The organism is Streptomyces sp. NPDC014891 (genome assembly GCF_043081085.1).
Classification (GTDB): Bacteria; Actinomycetota; Actinomycetes; order Streptomycetales; family Streptomycetaceae; genus Streptomyces.
The window spans coordinates 111,716-128,181 of record NZ_JBIBWF010000016.1 but is presented as its reverse complement, the minus strand read 5'-3'; the positions used below and the strand labels follow the sequence as shown (position 1 = coordinate 128,181).

The window sequence follows — 16,466 nt, the reverse complement described above, 5'->3', positions numbered from 1 at the left end:
TGCAGGGGGGACCCTGTGGGAGAGTAGGACGCCGCCGAACAATCTTTAGCCTCAACCCCCGGACCATGTCCGGGGGTTGAGGCATTTCTGCGTTCTAAGCTGAGTCCATGCGCTACGACCTTGTCATCTTCGACAACGACGGTGTGCTCGTGGACAGCGAGCCGATCTCCAACACGCTGTTGGCCGGCTATCTGACGGAACTCGGGCACCCCACCACGTACGAGGAATCCGTGCGGGACTACATGGGGTCGGCCATGCACCGCATTCACGAGCTCGTCGAGGAGCGCAGCGGGCAGCGGCTGCCGGCCGGGTTCGACGAGACGTTCCACGCGCGGGTCTTCGCGGCCTTCCAGGCCGAACTCGAACCCGTGCCCGGAGCCGGCGAGGTCCTCAAGCAGCTGGCCGACGCCGGGGTTCCGTACTGCGTCGCCTCCTCCGGGAGCCACGAGCGGATCCGGGTGGGGCACCGCAAGACGGGGCTCGACACCTGGTTCCCCGACGAGCTCGTCTTCAGCGCCGAGGACGTCGGACGGGGGAAGCCGGCACCCGACCTGTTCCTCCACGCCGCGGCGATGATGGGCGTCGCCCCCGAGCGGTGCGTCGTGGTCGAGGACAGCCGGCTCGGAGTACAGGCGGCGGTCGCGGCCGGGATGGACGTCTACGGGTTCACCGCGATGACCCAGGAGGAGAAGCTCGCCGGCGCCGTCGGGTTCTTCACGGCCATGGACGAACTCCCGGCGATATTGGGACTGTGATCCATCTACCCCCGGGTAGGTTCCGGCTCTACGCTGTGCCGCCATGACGGATGCGCGGTTGCGGCGTGGGCGGGGATCCCTGGCGGTCGGTTTCTTCGTGCAGGGGGTCACCTTCGCCCTGCTCGTGACCCGAATACCGGCGATCCAGGACCGGTACGGGATCTCGGACGCCCTGCTGCCCGCGTTCCTCGCCGCCGTGCCGATCCTGGCCGGTGCGGCCAGTGTGCTGACCGAGAAGGTCGTGGCCAGGGTCGGACCCGCGATCGTGCTGCGGTGGGCCCAGCCGTTCGTGCTCCTCGCCCTGCTCGGCGTGGGGGCCGGGGACGCGCTGTGGCAGGCCGCCCTCGCCCTGGGGCTCTTCGGGCTGGCGGTCGGTGCGCTCGACGCCTCAATGAACATGCTGGGGGTCAGCCTCCAGCGGGCGTACGGGCGGAGCATCATGCTCGGGTTCCACGCCTCGTACAGCCTCGGCGGGATCGCGGGGGCCTCGCTGGCCTGGGTGGGAGCGCATTGGCACCTGTCGCTCTTCGCGTCCTATCTCCCCGTGGTGGCGGTGCTGCTGCCGGTCGCCTTCGTCGGGAGCCGCTGGTACGTCTCCGGGAGCGGTGAGCCGGACCCGGTGGCGGAGGCGGGGGACGCGAAGGGGCGCGGCGTCCCCTTCACACTGCTGCTGCCGCTCTGCCTGGTGATGACCTTCGCGTACATAGGGGACTCGACGGTCTCCAACTGGAGTGCCAAGTACCTCCAGGACGTGCTGGGCGGCTCGGAGGAGCTGGCGACCCTGCCGTACAACGCGTACATGGTGATGACGCTGCTGGGCCGGGCCGTCGGGGACCTCGGGGTGCGGCGGCTGGGGGCCGCGGCGGTCGTGCGGGCCGGTGCCGTGCTGGGGGCGCTCGGGTTCGCCGTGGTCGCGGTGGCGCCGGGCGCCTGGGCCGGGATCGCCGGGTTCACCGTGCTGGGACTCGGTCTCAGCGTGATCGTGCCGCAGACCTTCGCCGCGGCCGGCCGGCTGTTCCCGGGCGCGAGCGACGCGGCGGTGGCGCGGCTGAACGTCTTCAACTACGTCGGGTTCCTGATCGGCTCCCCGCTCGTCGGGGCGCTGGGCGACGCGTGGAGCTACCGGGGGGCGATGCTGGTGCCGATGGTGCTGGTCCTCGTGACGGTGGTGTACGCCACGTCGTTCGGCTCGCGAACGGCCCGATACGGTGGCGGGCATGAGCGGCCGCGCACTGTTGATGTGGGATGAAGCTGTCACCCGGTACGACTTCGGGTCCGAGCATCCGATGGATCCGGTACGGCTCGCGCTGACGATGTCGTTGGTGCGGGCCTACGGGCTGGACCGGGCCGTGGACGTGGTCGCGGCGAAGCCGGCGGGGGACTCGACGCTGCGGCTCGTGCACCGCGAGGACTACGTGGCGGCGGTGCGGGCGGCGTCGGCCGATCCGCGGCACGCCGACCAGTCGTACGGGCTCGGTACGGTCGACGACCCGGCGTTCGCCGGGATGCACGAGGCGTCGGCGCTGATCGCCGGGCAGTCGGTGGGCGCCGCGGAGGCGGTGTGGCGCGGGGAGGCCGCGCACGCGGTGAACTTCGCGGGCGGTCTGCACCACGCGATGCCCGGGAGCGCGTCGGGATTCTGCGTCTACAACGACGCGTCGCTGGCGATCGCGCGGCTGCTCGAACTGGGCGCCGAGCGGGTCGCGTACGTGGATGTGGACGTGCACCACGGGGACGGGGTGCAGGCGGCGTTCTGGGAGGACCCGCGGGTGCTGACCGTGTCGCTGCACGAGCATCCCCGGACGCTGTTCCCGCAGACCGGCTGGCCGGAGGAGACCGGGGCGGCCGGGCCGGGCGAGGGCGGGGCGGTCAACCTGGCGCTTCCGGCCGGGACCGGGGACGCGGGGTGGCTGCGGGCCTTCCACGCGGTCGTGCCCGAACTGCTCGCGGACTTCCGGCCGCAGGTCCTCGTCACCCAGCACGGGGCGGACACACACTTCGAGGATCCGCTGGCCCATTTCGCGGTGTCGCTGGACGCGCAGCGGGCGGTGCAGTGGGCCTGTCACGAGCTGGCGCACGAGTACGCGGAGGGGCGCTGGCTGGCCCTGGGCGGCGGCGGCTACGCGGTGGTCGACGTCGTGCCCCGGTCCTGGACCCATCTCGTGGGGATCGCCGCGCACGCCCCGGTGGATCCGGAGTCGGTGATCCCGGCGTCCTGGCGCGACGAGGTGTACGCGCGGACCCGGCAGCCGGGTCCCGGGCGGATGACGGACGGCTTGTGGCCGGTGGGCTTCTGCGACTGGTCCGAGGGATACGACCCGGCGGACCGGTTGGACCAGGCGGTGCTCGCGACGCGGAAGGCGGCCTTCCCGCTGCGGGGGATGCTCCCGTAGGAGGGTTCTGAACGTGCGGGCGGGCGTTACGCCGACGGTGGGGCGTGCCGGGGGTTCGTGCTCCGGTGCGGGGGTGTTCCGGCAGCATCGGGAGGGTGTTGAGTACCGGGGCGCTGCGGGCGCATCTGTTGGCTGCGGGGTTGGCGGGAACGGTGGCGACGCCGCGGGAGACGAGCCTGCGGAGCTATCGGCTCTTCGCGGCGCGTGATCCGCGGGTGCTGCTGGGGCTCGATCCGACCGGGGGGTGGGGTGAGGCCGATCTGCTGCGGCTGATGGCGGACAGGTGCGGGGTGTCGGGCGATCCGGCGCACCGGTCGGGGCCCGATGTGATCGATCCCGAGCGGACGCTGCGGGGGCTGGACGCCTTCGCCGCGCGGGTGGGCGCGGCGGCCGCGCGGCGGGTTCCGGTGCTCCTCGGGACGGGTCATCCGCATCGTCTGCTCGGTTTCTACGTCGCTCTCGCAGACGCTTTGTCGGCGGCGGGATGTCTTGTCCTCACCCCGGCGCAGGGGCGATGTATCGACATGACGACCCGGTTCGGCGTACGCACGTACCTCATCGACTACGTACGGGGGGTCGCGCTGGTGCGAGAACCGGGGCCGTCGGGGGACGGGCGTGTGCCGGGGGCGCACTCCCACTCCCCGCTGCCGGTCAGGGCGGCTCTGGAGAGCGCGGCCGAGGCCGGCGGGCCGCTGCCGGAGCTCGTCATCGGGGACCACGGCTGGGTCTGCGGGGCAGGTCAGCTGGGTATCGAGGCCATCGGGCTGGCCGATACGGATGATCCTGCGCTGTTCGTCGGTGAGGCGGAGGGGCAGGTGTCGGTGGCGGTTCCGCTGGACGACGGCGTGCGCCCCGCCTTCTATCGTCCGCTCACGCGCTATGTACTCAATCGAGCGTGTCTGTCACGGTAAACGGCGGGTGGTAGCTCCTCTTCCCCACTCGTACCACCCGCCCCTAGTCTGGAGAGTGAGCGCTCGGCGACCAAGGGTCACCGGAGGGGAAGCCGGTGGGCGTCGCGGCGGAAGGTACAGGTGGGTCATGGCTGCTGGCGAACGACCTCTCAACGAGGTCAAGTTTCTGACCGTGGCGGAAGTCGCCTCGGTGATGCGCGTCTCCAAGATGACCGTGTACCGCTTGGTGCACAGCGGTCATCTGCCGGCGATCCGGGTGGGCAGGTCCTTCCGGGTGCCGGAACAGGCGGTTCACGAGTACCTGCGGGAGTCGTTCGTGGGGGTGGGGACCGCGTAGCGCGAGCGCGGCGACAACGCCGGGAAAGCTCCGTATGTCCCTCGGATTACAAGCGCGGTGCTCGGGACGGTAGGCTAGGCCGACGTAGGTCGTGTGGGCCCAGACGCCCCGCACCGATCCCCGCCGGGAGGCGGGGATGTTCCGAGAAGTGAGCGAGGGTAGTCGTGGGCTCTGTTATCAAGAAGCGGCGTAAGCGGATGGCGAAGAAGAAGCACCGCAAGCTGCTCAAGCGCACGCGCGTTCAGCGTCGCAACAAGAAGTAAGGCGACCGCTGCATCGCAGCGTTCCGTGTGTCAGACGTGGCCCTTCACCGTTCGCGGTGAAGGGCCACGTCTTATGTGCGCGGAAATCCAGAGGCGCTACGGTGGCGACCAACGGAAGACGGACGGAAGGCGCTGATCTTGGGCAAGGTCGTGCTCGTCACCGGTGCGGCCCGGCACCTCGGGGGCCGTCTCGTGCGGCGGATCCAGCGGGACCCGGAGGTGGACCGGGTGGTCGCGGTGGACGCGGTCGATCCGGCGCACCAGCTCGGCGCCGCCGAGTTCGTCCGGGCGGACATCCGCCGGCCGGAGATCGCGAAGGTCCTCGCCGAGCACGACGTCGACACGGTGGTCCACCTGGACGTCACCGGTACGGCGCTCGGCGGCGGCGGCCGGACGTCGGTCAAGGAGACGAACGTCATCGGCACGATGCAGCTGCTCGGCGCCTGTCAGAAGTCGCCGCGGATCAGCCGGCTCGTGATCAAGTCCAGTACCAGCGTCTACGGCTCCGCGCCGCGCGACCCGGCCGTCTTCACCGAGACGACGGCCGCGAAGTCGCTGCCCAGCGGGGGCTTCGCGAAGGACGCCGTCGAGGTCGAGGGGTACGTCCGCGGGTTCGCCCGGCGCCGGCCGGACGTCGCCGTGTGCGTGCTGCGGTTCGCGAACATCCTCGGGCCCCGGATCGACTCGCCGCTCACCGAGTACCTCGCGCTGCCGGTCCTGCCGACCGTCCTGGGCTACGACCCGCGTCTGCAGTTCGTCCACGAGGACGACGTCATCGACGTGCTGCAACTGGTGGCGCACGAGCCCCGCCGGGCCACCCTGAACAGCGGCACCTTCAACATCGCCGGCGACGGGGTGCTGCTGCTCTCCCAGTGCGCGCGGCGCCTCGGCCGGCCCACCGTGCCGGTGCTGCTGCCGGCCGTCACCTGGGTGGGGACGGCCCTGCGGACCATCGGGATCACCGACTTCGCCCCCGAGCAGATCCGGCTGCTCACCCACGGCCGGGTCGTGTCGACGGTCCAGACGCGCGAGGTCCTCGGCTTCTCGCCGCGCTACACCACGGCGGAGGCCCTGGCGGACTTCGCGCGGGGCCGGGGGCCGGGGCTGCTGCCGCCCGAGCTGCTCGCGGGGGCGGTGGACCGGATCGCCGAGCGGCTGGGCCCGTCGACGGCGCGGCCGGGCGACGCCGTACCCCCTGCGCACGAGGTGCGCTCTGTTCACTCTGTTCACGACGGCGCCTGAGGAGACCGGACAGCGATGGCGGACGCCAAGGTCATTCCGTTCGACGACGACCGGTCGCGGGCCCGGCGGCGGCCCGGCGGCCGGGCCGACCGCGAGGCGGCGGCCGTACGGGCCCTGCCGGGGCCTCAGCAGGCCCACCAGGAGCCGGAGGGCGGCCGGGAGGGCGCCGGGGGGCCCGGCGCGGCGGACACGGCCCCTGGCGCCGCCTCCGGCGCGGGGACGGGCGCCGGTGCCTGGGAGCGGAAGCTCGCTGGCGGGCTCGCCTTCCTGCGGCGCCGGATCACCGGCGACTACGAGGTCGACGAGTTCGGCTACGACGAGGAGCTCACCGACCAGGTCCTGATGTCGCTGCTCCGCCCGCTGTACGAGAAGTACTTCCGGGTCGAGGTGAAGGGCGTCGAGAACATCCCGGCCGAGGGCGGGGCGCTCATCGTCGCCAACCACTCGGGGACCCTGCCGCTGGACGGGCTGATGATGCAGGTCGCCGTCCACGATCACCATCCGGCCGGGCGGCACCTGCGCCTGCTCGCCGCCGATCTGGTCTTCGTGCTGCCGGTCGTGAACGAGCTGGCGCGCAAGGCGGGTCACACCCTGGCGTGCGCGGAGGACGCCGAACGGCTGCTGCGGTCCGGTGAGATCGTCGGTGTGATGCCGGAGGGCTTCAAGGGGATCGGGAAGCCCTTCGGGGAGCGGTACAAGCTCCAGCGGTTCGGGCGGGGCGGCTTCGTGTCGACGGCGCTGCGGGCCGGGGTGCCGATCGTGCCCTGCTCGATCGTCGGGGCCGAGGAGATATACCCGATGATCGGGAACGCCAGGACGCTGGCGCGGGTGCTCGGCTTCCCGTACTTCCCGCTCACCCCGACCTTCCCCTGGCTGGGGCCGCTCGGGGCGCTGCCGCTGCCGACGAAGTGGACGATCCAGTTCGGCGAGCCGATCCCGACGGACGGGTACGCGCCGGAGGCGGCGGAGGACCCGATGCTGATGTTCAACCTGACGGACCAGGTGCGGGAGCAGATCCAGCACACGCTCTACAAGCTGCTGGTGCAGCGGAGGTCGGTCTTCTTCTGATCGGGAGCATGGAAGAAGGGGTGCCCCCCGTCCGTGGGGGCACCCCTTCTCCTTGCTAGCGAGCGTCCTCGCTGTCGATGCCGAGGCCTGGAAGCAGGCCCGGCAGGATGGGCGGAAGGGTGACGTCCGGCATCTCGGGCGTCGGCTGGCCGTCCGTGGGGGCGGTCGGCGTGCCGGTCGGAGACGGCTTGAGGAGTCCGCCGGTGCTCCCGCCGAGGAGGCCGTCGTCCTCGGGCGACGAGGTGCCGGTGTCCGTGCTCGGGCTGGTGCCCGTGCTCGGGCCCGACGGGCGGGGCGGTGCGGAGTGGCCGCCGGTGGGCGGGGCCTCCTGACCGGTCGGCGGGCGCTGGGTGTCCGCGCCCTGCGAGCTCTGCGGCATGCTCGGGCGGCCGCTGGGGCTCTCCGTACCGATGGCGCCCTTCTCGGGGGTGCGGGGAAGCACCGACTGGAGGGGCTCGACCTCCTCGTCCATCGCGTCGAAGACGTGTGTGACCTCGCTGCCCACGTCCGCCAACTGGACGGGGAGCCGGTCGCGGATGCCGTTCCAGGTGTCCCGGTGGGCCTGGGCGAAGGAGTTCAGGCGGGCCATCGGGCCGATCTCGCCGTCCCGCTGGTACGCCTGGCGGAGCAGCCGGTGGCCCTCGGTGGCGTCGTGCTTCATTCCGCCCAGGACCCGGCGGATCTCGGCGAGGGACTCGTGGTCGAGGTCGCCGACGCGACCGCGCTCCATCAGTCTTCGGGCCTCGCTGAGCCGGGTGGAGGCCTGGTCGAGGTAGATGCCGCCGCGGTCCGCGTCGTCGTCCGCCATGCCCAGCTTGATGTCCTCCATGCCTCGCTTGAGCCCGTAGAGCGAGTCACCGGGAAGCGCGTCGGAGCTGGCCGCGGCTACCCCGCCGAAGGCGCCCGCCGCCACGCCGACCGTGAGGCCGCCGGCGGCGAGGCCCTTGGACCAGCGGGAGCGGGGGCGGAGCTTCCGGAGCGGGGACGCCCGGTGGGTGCCCTTGCCGCCGGCGGTTCGCTGCTCGGGCACCGTGGGTGCTCCTGCCGCGCTCCCCTCCATGAGCATCGCTTCCATGGCGGCGACGAGCTGGGCTCGCTGCACCACCTTGACCTCGGGATCCAGCTGTGGCTTCGGCAGTTCGCCGAGGCCGCTCGCCAAGGCCAACAGTCGCCCCTGTTCGGCCGGGTCGGCCGGACTCTCCGGCTGCTCGGCCGCCGCGCCCTCGGACTCCCGGTCCTCCAGGGCCTGGGCGAAGGCGTTCGCCCGCCGGTGCGCCGATACGTTCGCGATCACTGGCGGCACCTCCTCTCGTCATGACGGTCGACTCCCCGGGGTGTCCGGAAGGTTGCACACCTTGAGCGCATCCACACGAAAGAGTGAGTGGCTGCGGACATGGCGTGTCCACAGGGAGCCTGCATCCCGCACAACGAGCGGCGCGGCACTTGGGTTACGCGCGAAAGATGATCGGACCAGTGCGTCATCGGGGCGTCACCGACTGTGAGTTGGGCGGGGGTCGTGGGGACGTGGGGGGAGGGGTGGGGACGGGGGCGCGGTCCGGTCCGCGGGGGCGCGTGTGGGGGGCGCGGACCGGTCAGCGGGCGTCGTCCGGGAGAAGGCGGGCCAGGGTGCGGACGGCCCGGTACTGGAGGGTCTTGATCGCGCCCTCGTTCTTCCCCATGACGCGGGCGGTCTCGGCGACCGAGAGGCCCTGGAGGAAGCGGAGGGTGACGCACTCCTGCTGCTGGGGGTTGAGGCGGCGGACCGCGTCGAGGAGTGCGGCGTTGGAGAGGGACTCCAGGACGGAGTCCTCGGGGCTGCGCTCGACCTCGTTGGCGTCGAGCATCTCGCCGGTGGTCACCTCCAGGCGGAAGCGGCTCGACTTGAAGTGGTCGGCGACCAGGTTCCTGGCGATGGTGACGAGCCAGGCGCCGAAGTCGCGGCCCTGCCAGGTGAAGGTGGAGATCCGGCGCAGGGCGCGCAGGAACGTCTCACTGGTGAGGTCCTCCGCGGTCGCCTTCCCGCCGACGCGGTAGTAGATGTACCGGTAGACGGTGTCGCTGTACTGGTCGTACAGGCGGCCGAAGGCCTCGGCCTCACCGGCCTGGGCGCGCTCGACCAGGTCCATCATCCGCGCGCTGTCGCTGTCGGCGGTGGGGCGGCGGGGGGTGGTCGAGGTTCCGGACCGGGCACCGCGTCTGCCCACGGCGGCGCTGCCGTCGGCCAGGGCGTAGCAAGGCCCGGCGGGTGCCGTTGCGGCGAATGCGAAGGCGGGGACAGGGCCGGCGTACGCGGTGGGGACGAAGCCGCGCAAACGGTCGAGGACCGTTGCGCGCAGCGTAGCCAGGCCCGAGGTGTCAACCCCGACGTGTGGGTACACGGGACTCCCAGAGGCAGAGCTTCCATCACGTGCAGTGCGGGACCGTTCACCCGTCGTGACGACGTGAGGGGTCCTTTGTGCGTCCCAGGAGAATAACGCTTCGTACAGGCAGCGCTACACCCAGTTGCTCAAATCACCGGTTCCGTCGGTTCCGTTACTGCTTGCAGTCGGATCAAGGTGCATTTGGTGACCGGTTGTTGATCGGTTTGCTTTCGAGTGTGACTGCGCGGGCGTTGCGTTGTGCTCAAGTGCCGGACCTGTGAGTGATCGAGGCCGCTGCGGGGTAAGGAGGCCCGAATGCCTGGGAGTCGATCTGCGCGGGGGTGTTCGACCACGGACGGGTGAGGGCGCCTGGTCCGGGGTTGTCGCAGATGATCGCAGCCGAAACGTATCGCCAGTCGCACCGCGCGGGCGCCCGGACCTGGTGGACGGGGGCCGGTGGACGGGGGGCGCCGGGCGGTGCCAGGGCGGTGCGGGGGCTGGTGTCCGGGCGCCTGGCCGGGTCGCTCCGCTCGGGAGGGGTGCGCGGTCCGCGTGTCGCGGGGCGGGGGAGGCGGGGCCGCCTGGCCTCAGTGGCGGCGGCGGTGCAGGGCGACCGCGGCCGCGGTGCCGCCGGCCAGGGCGCCCAGGCCGGCGGCGGCCGGGATGCCGACCTTGGCGGCCTTGCGGCCGGTCCGGTAGTCGCGCAGCCGCCAGTCCCTGGCCTTCGCGTGCTTGCGGAGCTTGGTGTCCGGGTTGATCGCGTACGGGTGGCCGACCAGCGAGAGCATCGGGATGTCGTTGTGCGAGTCGCTGTAGGCGGCGCAGCGGGTCAGGTCGAGGCCCTCGGCGGCGGCCAGGGCGCGGACCGCCTCGGCCTTCGCCGGTCCGTGCAGGGGCTCGCCGACCAGCCGGCCCGTGTAGACGCCGTCGACGGACTCGGCGACCGTGCCGAGCGCGCCCGTCAGTCCGAGCCTGCGGGCGATGATCGTGGCCGTCTCCACCGGGGCGGCCGTGACCAGCCAGACCTTCTGGCCCGCGTCGAGGTGCGCCTGGGCGAGGCCGCGGGTGCCGGGCCAGATGCGGTCGGCCATGTACTCGTCGTAGATCTCCTCGCCGATCGACATCAGTTCGGAGACCCGGTGGCCCTTGACGATGGACAGGGCACTGTCGCGGGCGTCCTGCATGTGCTCGGGGTCCTCGACGCCGGCGAGCCGGAACCAGGCCTGCTGCCAGGCGAAGCGGGTGAGCTCGCGGCGCTGGAAGAACTTCCGCTTGTACAGGCCCCGGCCGAAGTGGAAGATCGCGGCGCCCTGCATCACGGTGTTGTCGAGATCGAAGAACGCGGCCGCCCGTACGTCGCCGACGACCGGGAACTCGGGCTCGGGCGGCGTCTCCTCCTCCGCGGGCCGGGCCGCGGCCTCCTCCCGCTCCCGTTCCAGCTGGAGCGAGGACTTGCGCGCTGCCTCGGCAGCGGCCTCGCCTGCGAGGACGCTGCGCGCGGTGGCGGAGCGCCTACGGGGGGTGAGCCATCCCAGAGCGGCCATGCCGTGAGCATAGCCAGTCTGTTCGGTACTTCCCGACTTGTGACGATGCCGCGGCGTGAACACTGCGGGGCTCCCCTGTTAATCGGGGACGGAACCGGCGACAGAATGGACGCCATGTTCGGACGGACGAAGAAGAAGACGGCCGCCGCGTCGCGCACCGTGACGCTGATCGGCAAGCCGGGCTGCCATCTCTGCGACGACGCCCGCGCGGTGGTCGAGGCCGTGTGCGCCGAGACGGGGGCGCGCTGGGAGGAGAAGGACATCACCCGGGACGAGGAGCTTCACCGGGCGTACTGGGAGCAGATTCCGGTCGTCCTGGTCGACGGCGAGCAGCACACCTTCTGGCGTGTGGACGCCGAGCGGCTCCGCCGCGAACTGCGTGGCTGACCGAAAGACGGCTACCATCGTGGACGTTTTGTTGGGCTTCGGGGGCGGCGTCGTGAGGAGTGTGTGCGGTTTTGCCCCCTTCGGGTTCTCAACGCGCTGACACGCCGCCCGGTTCCGTGACGATACGAACCAGCCGCGTGACCCCGGTCACTTTGGCCGGACAAAACGGACACCATCTTTGTGCACGCGTTCACAAAGACATAGCCTGCATTCGACGGGGCGGTCTTGGGACATATGGCCGCCTGCAGCCCCGCTCATCCCGCAGGAGCACCGTGGCAACTGGCCGAACTCACCGACCGGCGACCCGTAGCCGAGGAATTCCCGAGGCCACCGTCGCCAGGCTTCCGCTGTATCTGCGCGCACTCACCGCGCTCTCGGAGCGCTCCGTACCCACGGTCTCCTCCGAAGAGCTCGCCGCCGCTGCGGGGGTCAACTCCGCGAAGCTGCGCAAGGACTTCAGCTACCTGGGCTCCTACGGCACCCGCGGGGTCGGCTACGACGTCGAGTACCTCGTCTACCAGATCTCCCGTGAGCTCGGGCTCACCCAGGACTGGCCTGTCGTCATCGTCGGCATCGGCAACCTCGGCGCCGCGCTCGCCGGCTACGGCGGCTTCGCCTCCCGCGGCTTCCGCGTCGCGGCGCTGATCGACGCCGACCCCGCCATGACCGGCAAGCCGGTCGCGGGCATCCCCGTCCAGCACAGCGACGACCTCGAGAAGATCATCGAGGAGGACGGCGTCTCCATCGGCGTCATCGCGACCCCGGCCGGCGTCGCCCAGCAGGTCTGCGACCGGCTCGTGGCCGCCGGAGTCACCTCCATCCTGAACTTCGCCCCGACCGTGCTCTCCGTGCCCGACGGCGTGGACGTGCGCAAGGTCGACCTCTCCATCGAGCTGCAGATCCTCGCCTTCCACGAGCAGCGGAAGGCCGGCGAGGAGTCGAGCGCCGAGGCCGACGCCGAGGCGGACACCGCCGCGGCCGTCGCGCCGCCGGCGCCCCGCGCCACCACCGGCGGCGGCCGCAAGGGACCCGACGGGGACGTCCCCGCGGTGATGCCGGCATGAGTCTCCTCGTCGTCGGCCTCAGCCACCGCAGCGCACCCGTCTCCATCCTGGAGCGGGCCGCCCTCGCCGCGGACACCCAGGCCAAGCTCCTCCAGGACACCCTCGCCGCCGAACCGGCCGCCGAGGGCACCGTCCTCGCCACCTGCAACCGCATCGAGCTCTACGCCGACGTGGACAAGTTCCACGCCGGTGTCGCCGAGCTGTCCACGCTGCTCGCGCAGCACAGCGGCGTCGGCCTGGACGAGCTCACCCCCTATCTCTACGTGCACTACGAGGACCGGGCCGTCCACCACCTCTTCTCGGTGGCCTGCGGGCTCGACTCGATGGTCGTCGGCGAGGGCCAGATCCTCGGCCAGATCAAGGACGCCCTCGCGCTCGGCCAGGAACTGCACACCGCCGGCCGACTCCTCAACGACCTGTTCCAGCAGGCCCTGCGGGTCGGCAAGCGCGCCCACAGCGAGACCGGGATCGACCGGGCCGGGCAGTCGCTCGTCACCTTCGGACTCGAGCGACTCGTCGACGGCGCGGACGGCAGCGACGTCGACACCTGGGCCAAGGGCAAGAAGGCGCTCGTCATCGGCGCCGGCTCGATGTCCTCGCTGGCCGCGGCCACGCTCGCGCGGTCCGGCGTCTCCGAGATCGTCATCGCCAACCGCACCCTGGCCCGTGCCGAGCGGCTCGCGCAGATCCTGAACGAGCCCGGAGGGACGGGCGTGGCCGCGCACGCGGTCGAGATGGTTGCCGTCGGCGACGAACTGACACGTGCCGACGTCGTCGTCTCCTGCACCGGCGCCACCGGACTCGTCCTCACCGGGGACGACGTCGAGACCGCCGTCCAGGGCCGCCGCACCCCGCTCGCCCTGCTCGACCTCGCGATGCCCCGCGACATCGACGCCGCCGCCCACCGCATCCCCGGTGTCCGGCTCGTCGACATCGAGTCGCTCGCCGAGGCCTCCGCCGACGCGCCCATGGCCGCCGACGTCGACCAGGTCCGCGGCATCGTCTCCGACGAGGTCGCCGCCTTCGGCGCCGCCCAGCGGGCCGCCCACATCACCCCCACCGTCGTCGCCCTGCGCACCATGGCCGCCGACGTGGTGGCCGGCGAGGTCGCCCGGCTGGAGGGCCGGCTGCCCGGCCTCGACGACAAGCAGCGCGCCGAGATCACCCAGACCGTGCGCCGCGTGGTGGACAAGCTCCTGCACGCGCCGACCGTGCGGGTCAAGCAGCTGGCCAGCGAGCCCGGCGGTGCCGGGTACGCGGACGCGCTGCGCACACTCTTCGACCTCGACCCGGAGACGGTGGCTTCTGTCAGCCGGGCCGACCTGAATGACGCCGACGTCAAGAACCGAGGGCGAGTATGACCGAGAGGGCACTGAGGCTCGGGACCAGGCGCAGCAAGCTCGCCATGGCCCAGTCCGGGCACGTGGCCGACGCCGTCCGGCAGCTGACCGGCCGGGCCGTCGAGCTCGTGGAGATCACGACGTACGGGGACACCTCCCGGGAGCACCTCGCGCAGATCGGCGGCACCGGCGTCTTCGTCGCCGCCCTGCGCGACGCGCTGCTCGCGGACGAGGTGGACTTCGCCGTCCACTCCCTGAAGGACCTGCCGACCGCGCAGCACCCGGACCTGGTGCTGGCCGCGATCCCGCGGCGCGAGGACCCGCGCGACGTGCTGATCGCCCGCGACGGACTGACGCTGGACCGGCTGCCCCGCGGCGCCCGGGTCGGCACCGGCTCGCCGCGGCGCATGGCCCAGCTCCACGCGTACGCGCGCAACCACGGCCTGGAGATCACCTGCGTCCCGATCCGGGGCAACATCGACACCCGGGTCGGCTACGTGCGCAGCGGAGAACTGGACGCGGTGGTCCTCGCCGCGGCAGGCCTCAACCGCATCGGCGGGACGGCGGAGCTCACCGGCTCCCTGTCGCTCGACCACCTGTCGGTCGACTCCGTCCTGCCCGCCCCCGGCCAGGGGGCCCTGGCGATCGAGTGCCCGGCGTCGAACGCCGACCTCGTCACCGCGCTCGCCGAGCTCGACGACCCGCTCACCCGGGCCGCCGTGACCGCCGAGCGATCCCTGCTCGCCGCCCTGGAGGCCGGCTGCTCCGCACCCGTGGGTGCGCTGGCCGACCTGCTGGCCGACGACCCCGGTCACGGGCAGGTTGTCACCGAGATGCGCCTGCGGGGCGTCGTCGGCACCACCGACGGCTCGACGCTGGTGCAGCTGTCCACCACCGGACCCGTACCCACCTCGCACGACGAGGCCATGGCGCTCGGACGCGAACTCGCGGACGAGATGCTCGCCAAGGGTGCGGCCGGTCTTATGGGGGAGCGAGCACTTTGAACCCCACCAGCCCGACCACCAGCCCGCTGTCCCCGGCCTTCGCGGGCCATGGGCACGTCACATTCCTCGGCGCAGGCCCCGGTGACCCCGGACTCCTGACCCTCAGGGCCGTGGAGGCCCTCGCCGGAGCGGATGTCCTGATCGCCGAGCCGGAGGTGCTCGAGGTCGTTCGCGGCCACGCGCGCGCGGGGGTGAGCACGCCGGAGCTGACGGTCGTTGACGAGGCGTCAACAACCGCCGGTGTCCCCGTGTTGAGGGACGCCGCCAATCTTGTCATGGAGGCCGCGAGGGGCGGCAGGCGGGTCGTCCGTGCGGTGACCGGCGACCCCGGCCTCGACGGCAACGCGGGGGCCGAGATGCTCCTCTGCGCCGCCGAGGGCATCCCCTTCGAGGTCGTCCCCGGCGTCGCCACGGCCGTCGGCGTACCCGCCTACGCCGGTGTCCCGCTCCGTGACGCCCAGGGCACCGACGTGCGCTTCGTCGACGCCCGCACCGCCGACGAGCGGTGCTGGACCGAGGTCGGCGCCTCCGACGGCACCGTCGTCGTGTCCACCTCGCTCGACTCGGTGGCCGCGGCCGCCGGTGAATTGGTGGCGGCTGGCCGTAAGCCGGACACCCCGCTCACCGTCACCATCGCCGGTACGACCACCCGGCAGCGGACCTGGAACGCCACCCTCGGCACCATCGCCCAGGTCTTCAAGCAGGGCAAGGTCCTCCCGTCGCCCGAGGGCCACCGGCCGGTCATAGCCGTGGTCGGCGAGCGCAGCGCCCCGGCGCAGCGGGACCAGCTGTCGTGGTTCGAGTCGAAGCCGCTCTTCGGCTGGCGGGTGCTCGTGCCGCGCACCAAGGAGCAGGCCGCGTCGCTCTCCGACCAGCTGCGCTCGTACGGCGCGGTGCCCCACGAGGTGCCGACCATCGCCGTCGAGCCGCCGCGCACGCCCCAGCAGATGGAGCGTGCCGTCAAGGGGCTCGTGACCGGACGCTACGAGTGGATCGCCTTCACCTCGGTCAACGCGGTCAAGGCCGTACGGGAGAAGTTCGAGGAGTACGGGCTCGACGCCCGCGCCTTCGCCGGGATCAAGGTCGCGGCGGTGGGCGAGCAGACCGCCGCGGCGCTGGTCGACTTCGGTGTGAAGCCCGACCTGGTGCCCAGCGGGGAACAGTCCGCCGCCGGACTCCTGGAGGACTGGCCGCCGTACGACCCGGTCTTCGACCCGATCGACCGCGTCTTCCTGCCGCGGGCCGACATCGCGACGGAGACGCTGGTCGCGGGCCTGATCGAGCTCGGCTGGGAGGTCGACGACGTCACCGCCTACCGGACCGTACGGGCGTCGCCGCCGCCGGCGGACACGCGCGAGGCCATCAAGGGCGGCGGCTTCGACGCCGTGCTCTTCACGTCCTCGTCGACGGTGCGGAACCTGGTCGGCATCGCCGGCAAGCCGCACAACGTGACCGTCATCGCGTGCATCGGTCCCGCCACGGCGAAGACCGCCGAGGAGCACGGGCTGCGGGTGGACGTGCTGTCGCCCGAGCCGTCCGTGCACAAGCTGGCGGAGGCGCTCGCGGACTTCGGCACGCGCCGGCGGGAGGCCGCCCTGGAGGCGGGCGATCCCGTGACGCGGCCGAGCGAGCGGCGGCCGGGCGCGCGCCGGCGCCGCACGACGTAGCGGTTCGGTCTCTTCTCGCGCGGGGCGCGGGCCCGTCTTCGCGGACGGGGCCGCGCCCCGCGCGCGTCGTGGGCGCCTCTGGCGCCGGCGGGGCGCTGGTCCGTTGTGCCCACCCGTTCCGCCCCTTGCGG

General features: G+C 72.1%; 16 protein-coding genes. 13 read left to right on the top strand and 3 right to left on the bottom strand.

The features are described 5' to 3' along the window. The first annotated feature begins 107 nt into the window (after positions 1-107). The 8 genes from ACF09E_RS34140 to ACF09E_RS34105 all read left to right on the top strand — a co-directional run bounded on the left by ACF09E_RS34140 (position 108) and on the right by ACF09E_RS34105 (position 6,969). Complete coding sequence (locus tag ACF09E_RS34140) at positions 108-755, top strand: HAD family hydrolase (protein ID WP_392209967.1); 648 nt, start codon at positions 108-110, stop codon at positions 753-755. Between the two features lie 43 nt (positions 756-798). Next, complete coding sequence (locus ACF09E_RS34135) at positions 799-2,004, top strand: MFS transporter (protein WP_392209965.1); 1,206 nt, start codon at positions 799-801, stop codon at positions 2,002-2,004. Then, positions 1,973-3,148 carry an acetoin utilization protein AcuC gene (locus tag ACF09E_RS34130; RefSeq protein WP_392209963.1) on the top strand — a complete coding sequence of 392 codons (1,176 nt, stop codon included), beginning with the start codon at positions 1,973-1,975 and terminating at the stop codon, positions 3,146-3,148. The genes ACF09E_RS34135 and ACF09E_RS34130 overlap by 32 nt, the downstream gene beginning before the upstream one ends. A gap of 95 nt (positions 3,149-3,243) precedes the next feature. After that, a complete protein-coding gene (locus ACF09E_RS34125) occupies positions 3,244-4,059 on the top strand; it encodes a phosphatase (protein ID WP_392209961.1) in 816 nt (271 codons plus the stop codon). A gap of 127 nt (positions 4,060-4,186) precedes the next feature. Beyond that, positions 4,187-4,396, top strand: a complete 210-nt coding sequence (locus ACF09E_RS34120; RefSeq protein WP_015034391.1) for a helix-turn-helix domain-containing protein — start codon at positions 4,187-4,189, stop codon at positions 4,394-4,396. Between the two features lie 164 nt (positions 4,397-4,560). Next, entirely contained in the window at positions 4,561-4,659 is a 99-nt protein-coding gene (locus tag ACF09E_RS34115) for a 30S ribosomal protein bS22 (RefSeq protein ID WP_003948845.1), read from the top strand. Positions 4,660-4,797: 138 nt separating this feature from the next. Further along, on the top strand, positions 4,798-5,901 hold the full coding sequence (locus ACF09E_RS34110) for an NAD-dependent epimerase/dehydratase family protein (protein ID WP_392209959.1): 1,104 nt from the start codon (positions 4,798-4,800) through the stop codon (positions 5,899-5,901). A gap of 15 nt (positions 5,902-5,916) precedes the next feature. Next, on the top strand, positions 5,917-6,969 hold the full coding sequence (locus ACF09E_RS34105; protein ID WP_392209957.1) for a lysophospholipid acyltransferase family protein: 1,053 nt from the start codon (positions 5,917-5,919) through the stop codon (positions 6,967-6,969). Positions 6,970-7,024: 55 nt separating this feature from the next. On the opposite strand, the gene ACF09E_RS34100 is transcribed toward ACF09E_RS34105, so the two are convergent. The 3 genes from ACF09E_RS34100 to ACF09E_RS34090 all read right to left on the bottom strand — a co-directional run bounded on the left by ACF09E_RS34100 (position 7,025) and on the right by ACF09E_RS34090 (position 10,873). Continuing rightward, positions 7,025-8,263, bottom strand: a complete 1,239-nt coding sequence (locus ACF09E_RS34100; RefSeq protein ID WP_392209955.1) for a DUF5667 domain-containing protein — start codon at positions 8,261-8,263, stop codon at positions 7,025-7,027. Positions 8,264-8,561: 298 nt separating this feature from the next. After that, the gene (locus ACF09E_RS34095) at positions 8,562-9,347 is read right to left on the bottom strand and encodes an ECF subfamily RNA polymerase sigma factor, BldN family (RefSeq protein WP_361859232.1); all 786 of its coding nucleotides are present in this window, start codon (positions 9,345-9,347) and stop codon (positions 8,562-8,564) included. A 569-nt stretch (positions 9,348-9,916) separates the two neighbouring features. Further along, positions 9,917-10,873, bottom strand: coding sequence for an HAD family hydrolase (locus ACF09E_RS34090; RefSeq protein ID WP_392209953.1), 957 nt, complete (start codon positions 10,871-10,873; stop codon positions 9,917-9,919). Positions 10,874-10,978: 105 nt separating this feature from the next. On the opposite strand from ACF09E_RS34090, the gene ACF09E_RS34085 reads away from it, so the two are divergent. The 5 genes from ACF09E_RS34085 (at position 10,979) to ACF09E_RS34065 (ending at position 16,335) form a co-directional block, all read left to right on the top strand. After that, positions 10,979-11,260: a glutaredoxin family protein gene (locus ACF09E_RS34085; protein WP_392209951.1), complete on the top strand. Its 282-nt coding sequence runs from the start codon at positions 10,979-10,981 to the stop codon at positions 11,258-11,260. A 272-nt stretch (positions 11,261-11,532) separates the two neighbouring features. Then, positions 11,533-12,324, top strand: coding sequence for a redox-sensing transcriptional repressor Rex (locus ACF09E_RS34080; protein WP_392209950.1), 792 nt, complete (start codon positions 11,533-11,535; stop codon positions 12,322-12,324). Continuing rightward, the gene (locus ACF09E_RS34075; protein ID WP_392209948.1) at positions 12,321-13,685 is read left to right on the top strand and encodes a glutamyl-tRNA reductase; all 1,365 of its coding nucleotides are present in this window, start codon (positions 12,321-12,323) and stop codon (positions 13,683-13,685) included. Before ACF09E_RS34080 ends, ACF09E_RS34075 begins: the two co-directional genes overlap by 4 nt. Next, a complete protein-coding gene (gene hemC / locus ACF09E_RS34070; RefSeq protein ID WP_361861351.1) occupies positions 13,682-14,668 on the top strand; it encodes a hydroxymethylbilane synthase in 987 nt (328 codons plus the stop codon). The genes ACF09E_RS34075 and hemC overlap by 4 nt, the downstream gene beginning before the upstream one ends. After that, positions 14,665-16,335 carry a uroporphyrinogen-III synthase gene (locus ACF09E_RS34065; protein WP_388806765.1) on the top strand — a complete coding sequence of 557 codons (1,671 nt, stop codon included), beginning with the start codon at positions 14,665-14,667 and terminating at the stop codon, positions 16,333-16,335. The genes hemC and ACF09E_RS34065 overlap by 4 nt, the downstream gene beginning before the upstream one ends. The last annotated feature ends 131 nt before the right edge of the window (positions 16,336-16,466 follow it).

What these genes read in the sequence shown, in the direction of transcription:
- ACF09E_RS34140 (WP_392209967.1), top strand. Translation starts at nt 108, where the DNA reads ATGCGCTACGACCTTGTCATCTTCGACAACGACGGTGTGCTCGTGGAC.
- ACF09E_RS34135 (WP_392209965.1), top strand. Translation starts at nt 799, where the DNA reads ATGACGGATGCGCGGTTGCGGCGTGGGCGGGGATCCCTGGCGGTCGGT.
- ACF09E_RS34130 (WP_392209963.1), top strand. Translation starts at nt 1,973, where the DNA reads ATGAGCGGCCGCGCACTGTTGATGTGGGATGAAGCTGTCACCCGGTAC.
- ACF09E_RS34120 (WP_015034391.1), top strand. Translation starts at nt 4,187, where the DNA reads ATGGCTGCTGGCGAACGACCTCTCAACGAGGTCAAGTTTCTGACCGTG.
- ACF09E_RS34105 (WP_392209957.1), top strand. Translation starts at nt 5,917, where the DNA reads ATGGCGGACGCCAAGGTCATTCCGTTCGACGACGACCGGTCGCGGGCC.
- ACF09E_RS34090 (WP_392209953.1), bottom strand. Translation starts at nt 10,873, where the DNA reads ATGGCCGCTCTGGGATGGCTCACCCCCCGTAGGCGCTCCGCCACCGCG.
- ACF09E_RS34085 (WP_392209951.1), top strand. Translation starts at nt 10,979, where the DNA reads ATGGACGCCATGTTCGGACGGACGAAGAAGAAGACGGCCGCCGCGTCG.
- ACF09E_RS34075 (WP_392209948.1), top strand. Translation starts at nt 12,321, where the DNA reads ATGAGTCTCCTCGTCGTCGGCCTCAGCCACCGCAGCGCACCCGTCTCC.
- hemC (WP_361861351.1), top strand. Translation starts at nt 13,682, where the DNA reads ATGACCGAGAGGGCACTGAGGCTCGGGACCAGGCGCAGCAAGCTCGCC.